The organism is Kytococcus sp. HMSC28H12 (assembly GCF_001816045.1).
GTDB classification, from domain to species: Bacteria; Actinomycetota; Actinomycetes; order Actinomycetales; family Dermatophilaceae; genus Kytococcus; species Kytococcus schroeteri.
The window spans coordinates 1-2,797 of sequence record NZ_KV824456.1 but is presented as its reverse complement, the minus strand read 5'-3'; the positions used below and the strand labels follow the sequence as shown (position 1 = coordinate 2,797).

Here is a 2,797-nt window from a genome sequence, read left to right as displayed (position 1 = left end):
CACGTCGCGCCCGCCCCGCCCGGTGCCGCGCCCCGCCCCGCGCCGCTCGCGCCGCAGTTCCAGGTACTGCTCCACCCCGCCGGGCAGGTCGCGGATGCGCCCGTCGCCCAGCAGCGCCACCTGGCGGTTGGCCATGCGCTCCAGCAGGTAGCGGTCGTGGCTCACCACCAGCAGCGTGCCGGCCCAGCCGTCCAGCACGTCCTCCATGGAGGTCAGCGTCTCGATGTCGAGGTCGTTGGTCGGCTCGTCGAGCATCAGCACGTTCGGCTCGTCCAGCAGCAGCCGCACGAACTGCAGGCGCCGCCGCTCCCCACCGGAGAGGTCCGAGACCCGACTCTGCTGGCGCTGCCCGGAGAAGCCCAGCCGCTTGGCCAGCGAGCTCGCCGAGACCTCCTTGCCATCCAGCACCGTGTAGCTGCGCACCATCGTGATGGCGTCGATGACGGTCATGCCCGCCACCTCGTCCAGCTCGTGGAGGTCCTGGGACAGGATGGCCGGCTGCACCGTGCGCCCCACCTTGAGCTTGCCGGAGGCCAGCGGCACCTGCTCCAGCAGCACGCACAGCAGGGTGGACTTGCCGGCGCCGTTCACGCCGACGACGCCGTACCGGTCGCCCGGGCCGAGGCGCCAGGTCTGCCCCTCGAGCAAGGTGGTCTGCTCGTCCTCGGGGGCGCCCGGCGGAACGCGGACGGTGGCGTTCACCAGGTCGTACACGTCCTTGCCCAGGCGGGTGGTCGCGAAGCGCGCCAGGGCCACCTCGTCGCGCGGCTCGGGCTCGTTGGCGATGAGGGCGTCGGCCGCCTCGATGCGGAAGCGCGGCTTGCTCGTGCGCGCCGGTGCACCCCGGCGCAGCCAGGCGAGCTCCTTGCGCAGGACGTTCTGCCGCTTCTCCTCGGTGGCCTGCTCGACGCGGGCACGCTCGGCGCGCGCCTGCACGAAGGCCGCGTACCCACCCTCGTACTGGTGCACCGCGCCCTCGACGACCTCCCAGGTGTTCTCCACCACGGCGTCGAGGAACCAGCGGTCGTGGGTGACCACCACGAGCGCCTGCCCGGAGCGGCGGCTGGTGCGCAGGTGCTCGGCCAGCCAGGCCACACCCTCCACGTCGAGGTGGTTGGTGGGCTCGTCCAGCAGCAGCACGTCGGGGTCCTCCACGAGCAGCGCGGCCAGCGCCATGCGCCGCCGCTCGCCACCGGACATGCCTGCCACCGGCTGGTCGAGTCCGCCCAGCCCCTCCGCGTCGAGTCCGCCCAGCAGTCCGGTGAGCACCCCGCGGACCCGCGCGTCGGCCGCCCACTCGTGCTCGGCCAGGCCGGGCAGCACCACGTCACGCACGGTGGCGTCGGCCGCGATGTCGTCGCGCTGGCGCAGCATGCCCACCGTGGCCCCGCGGGAGCGCACCACGCGCCCGGAGTCCGGCTGGGTCAGACCCGCCATCACCCGCAGCAGGGTGGACTTGCCCCCGCCGTTGCGCCCCACCACGCCGATGCGGTCCCCGTCGTTGAGCCCGAGGGTCACGTCGTCGAGGAGGGTGCGGGTGCCGTACACCAGGTGCAGGCCCTCGCAGTTGAGCAGGTTCGCGGGGGGATTCACGGCGGTCACCCTACGTGGGCCGGGCCCCGGGGCTCAGTCGCGGCGCTCGACCACCCGGGCGCCCGGGGCGGGCCCGCTGGCGGTGAACACCTGCACGCCCGGGCGCAGCGCCGCCATGCCCACCGAGACGTCGATGGCGTGCTCCCGGCTCTCGGCCAGCAGCGCGACGGTGGGCCCGGACCCGGACACGATGCCGGCCACGGCCCCCACCTCGGTGCCCGCATCCAGGGTGTCCTGCAGCGACGGCTGGAGGCTGATGGCGGCCGGCTGCAGGTCGTTCTGCAGGTGCTCGGCCACCGCCAGCGGGTCGCCCGTGCGCAGGGCCTGCAGCAGCTCCTCCGGGGGCTCGGGGGTGGCCTCCCACGCCTCGAGCGTCTCCGGGGTGGGGGTCTGGTCCCAACCGTTGAGCCGGTCGAACTCGCGGTAGACCGCCGGCGTGCTGAGCCCCTGGTCGCTCACGCAGAACACCCAGTGCAGCTCGCCCCGGGCCAGCACGGTGGAGACCTCGTCACCGCGCCCCAGCCCGAGGGCGTTGCCGCCGGTGAGGCCGAAGGGCACGTCGGCCCCCAGGTCGGCGGCGAGGGCGCGCAGGTCCCCCATCGGGAACTCGTTGCCCCACACCTCGTTGGCGGCGAGCAGGGCCGCGGCCGCGTCGGCCGACCCGCCGGCCATGCCCCCGGCCACGGGGACCTGCTTGTCGATGGTGATGGCCACCGGCCGCGGGCGCCGCAGCCCACAGGTGCGCCCGTGGAGCTCACGCAGCTCCTCCACCGCCCGCCAGGCGAGGTTGGTGTGGTCGGTCGGCACGCCCTCGGTGAAGCTGCCGGTGACCTCCAGCGACATCGTGCGCGCGCGGCGCACCGTCACCTCGTCGCACAAGTCGACGGCGTGGAAGACGGTGGCCAGCGGGTGGTACCCGGTCTCGAGGTCGGGAGGCCCCACCCGCAGCGCCAGGTTCACCTTGGCGGGCGCGCGGACGGTCGCGGAGCGGGGGGCGGCCGGGCTGGTCATGGCACCCACACTAGGGGGACCGCAGCGGGCCCGGACCCGGCGGTCCACACCGCACCGGGCACCACCTCAGCGGGCTGCGCCGTCCTCACCGACCAGGCGCCGGTGCGCGGCGGCCAGGCGGATGAAGCCCTCCACGTCCAGCGCCTCGCCTCGGGTCCGCGGGTCGATGCCGGCGGCCACCAGCGCCGCCTCG

The 2,797-nt window shown here is 74.8% G+C and carries 2 protein-coding genes; both read right to left on the bottom strand.

Annotated features, from left to right (window positions below; all coding sequences use genetic code 11):
* On the bottom strand, positions 1-1,593 hold a 1,593-nt coding region (locus HMPREF3099_RS06205), incomplete at its 3' end, for an ABC-F family ATP-binding cassette domain-containing protein (protein WP_070705193.1).
* Between the two features lie 33 nt (positions 1,594-1,626).
* On the bottom strand, positions 1,627-2,604 hold the full coding sequence (locus HMPREF3099_RS06200) for a 4-(cytidine 5'-diphospho)-2-C-methyl-D-erythritol kinase (protein ID WP_070705192.1): 978 nt from the start codon (positions 2,602-2,604) through the stop codon (positions 1,627-1,629).
* Positions 2,605-2,797 lie beyond the last annotated feature (193 nt).